The organism is Pseudomonas sp. S4_EA_1b, from assembly GCF_016307435.1.
In the GTDB taxonomy this organism is placed as follows: domain Bacteria; phylum Pseudomonadota; class Gammaproteobacteria; order Pseudomonadales; family Pseudomonadaceae; genus Aquipseudomonas; species Aquipseudomonas rhodesiae.
In genome coordinates, this window is record NZ_JAEILC010000179.1 from 1 (window position 1) to 2,700 (window position 2,700).

General features: G+C 54.6%; 2 protein-coding genes. Both read right to left on the reverse strand.

The features are described from left to right. On the reverse strand, positions 1-91 hold a 91-nt coding region (locus YA0848_RS36875), incomplete at its 3' end, for a bacteriocin immunity protein (RefSeq protein ID WP_198731573.1). Between the two features lie 2 nt (positions 92-93). Next, positions 94-2,412, reverse strand: a complete 2,319-nt coding sequence (locus YA0848_RS35015; protein ID WP_023095639.1) for an S-type pyocin domain-containing protein — start codon at positions 2,410-2,412, stop codon at positions 94-96. Between the last annotated feature and the right edge of the window lie 288 nt (positions 2,413-2,700).

Below are 2,700 nucleotides of genomic sequence, written 5' to 3' on the forward strand. Positions count from 1 at the left end.
CCTTTTCACTGCTGAAACTCCTATTGAATAGCTCGCTGATTAGTGAAAAAAACTCAGCCTCTGTATAATCTGATATTTTTTTGCTTTCCATATCTATTTTCCTTTGTTCGAATGAACTTGAATATGCATCTTTGGAGTCATTACGCGGAGATTGTCAATATCATAAACAGCTCCACCCTGACTTATTTGGACGACATGGTGTATTTCATATTTATCCCGGCCTCCCGCTTGCTCAGCTTTAGGGGTAAATGGAGAAAGCCCATCACGCATACCCTTTGCATTGGTTTTTCTGAAGTATTTAACAAGCTCAGGATCATTAGCCACAGCCACCCAAAACTGCTCCCGAAAATCCCGCCAACTCTTGAATTCCTTGCCGCGCAACTGATCGGCGATTTGGCTCGGAATCGGCACTCCGTCACCTTGCGAGGCACCGGCCAGCCAGTTCCCAGTGACCGGCTGGCCATTACCGGTAGCAACACCCGGTTCGTCGCGCGGATCTCGATAAACAATATAGAGTGGTGGAATACCGGTGTCTTCCGGGTAGACGTAGATACCGTCGTTGAACTCGCGTTGGTCAAGTTCTGGATAGGACTCGATCTGCGGTTCCTTGGGAATCAGCAGGGTACCGGACATGATCAGCGGACCACGGGGCACTGCCGGCGTCGAAGACGACGGATCGATCTGGCCAGGTGGAGTATCCGGGGTAACCAGGATGGTACCGCCGCCAGGGCCGGTAGCCGTGTATTTGTAAGTCCCCGAGGCGGAGTCCAGGGTCAGTGCCCTGACGGGGACGGCCGCACTACCCGGCTCGGTCGGTACGGCGATGATTTGAATCGACCCATCGACATTGAGGGTTTTCAGCCGGTAAGGCAGGTCCACCGTTCCTTTGGCGGCGGCAATGGCTTGCCAGTCAACCGCCAGGGGCGGTGCGAGTTCCGAGACCGGAATGGCGAAGGATGCTTGCCGTTCACCGTTGTTCAGCTTCGGCCAGAAGGAACTGACGGCCATGGTGGCGACGACAGCGGCTACCTGCCCCAACATTGCACCAGGGGTCTTGCGGGCCACCGAAAGCAAATCCACTGCGGTCTTGAGAGTCCTGGAAACGCTGGCGGCACCACCCCCTGCCGGGGCCAGCGGTTTGGGCGCTACCGGTACGCCGACGCCTGGAAAACTAGGGAAGGTGGGGAAATCGGGAAAAGTAGGAACCAGCGAGCCAAGATCCCTCCCTGGTTGGTCGGGGATTGTCGGGTCACGCCGGTCAGGGATTGAAACACTGCCAACATCGACCGGGCGCGCTGTGATGCCTCCTTGTCCAGTACCAGTATCGACATCCCGGCCGGTGCCGCCCGTTGCTCCAGTTTCTCCTCCAGGAGTCACGTTGGTTCCAGTATGGCCGAGTGCGTCTTCGACGCGAGAGTCGGTATTGACTGCGGAAGGTGTCGTGATGGTGGGAGTGCTGATTTTGTCCTGCTCTTCCAGGCGCTTGTAGATCTCCTCGATACGCTTGGCCTCACTTTCCGATACGGCAATGGCCTGAAACCGCGCATTGATTTCGTCTTGACGCTTTTTCTCCGCCTCGGCGACTCGCTTGGCCTCTGCTTCGGCCAGGCGTTGCAGTTCGGCTTTTCGCTGAGCCTCGGCCTGGCGACGAGCCTCTTCGACCTGCCGTCGGGCTTCAGCTTGACGTTGCTCTTGCGCTAAGCGTTCCGCTTCAGTCTGCCGGGCTGCCTCTGCGGCGCGCTGTGCGTCCTCCAGCCGCTGAAGCCGGGTCAGTTCGGCGACCTTGCTATCCAGGGCGGAGGAGCGGCTATTGAGGACGCTGATTTCCGCTTCGATCAAGCGGATCTTTTGTGCGGCGGAATAAGACTTCGACCAGTTGTCGAAACTGAAATCTTTATCTTCGCGGCGGCCATAGATTTCGTTCATTACATTGACATAATTGACCATGAGAGGGTCATAGCCAAAGAATGCATTTGCAATGGTGCGTGCGTCAGCCAGTTCCTTTTGTTTGGACGCCAGCAGTTCCACCGCCGCGGCTTTTTCAGCAGAGGCCATCTGCAAGGGTGTCGCCTCGGCAGGATTTAATTTTTCCTTTTTCTGGCTTGCGAGATACGCCAGTTCGCCATCGACAATCGACCCCACATTGGCCAATGCAGTGTTCGTGGATTTTTTGATCTCTTCCTGCACGCCACGAATCATGATCGCGGCGGGAACTTGAGACCTTTCATATTGGTATCGCTTGATCAGATCCTTGATTTTCGCGCCCTCAGGAAGGTCGAACTTGGTGATACCTGGTCGAGCGATATAAGTCAGGTATGGGATAGGGGTGGGTGGCGGAGGTGTGTAGAAAGAATACTGACCCGTATCGGTTGCTACCGTGGTCATACTTCCAAGGTCAAAGACATCACTCATGATATTTCCCTTAAGAATCCGTAAAAGAAAATCTGTTTCACTGCCTGCCTGGCAGGCAAGCGGGATTCTTAAGGTTTGTTGTAGAGCATTAAAGATAGTGCCCTTCAATAAACTATGATGTACAGGCAATACACGGTAATCAACTGCAATATCTCGGTTTTGGGTTACTGGAGGTTGCGCTCCAGTCCTTCCTTTGCGGTGTCGCTCCGCTCGTGGAGGCGTCCATCAAACGACCGTTTTCTGGACGCCGACCTCATTTCACCTCGGTTGTCGTTTTCAGAAGACGAC

What these genes read in the sequence shown, in the direction of transcription:
- YA0848_RS35015 (WP_023095639.1), bottom strand. Translation starts at nt 2,412, where the DNA reads ATGAGTGATGTCTTTGACCTTGGAAGTATGACCACGGTAGCAACCGAT.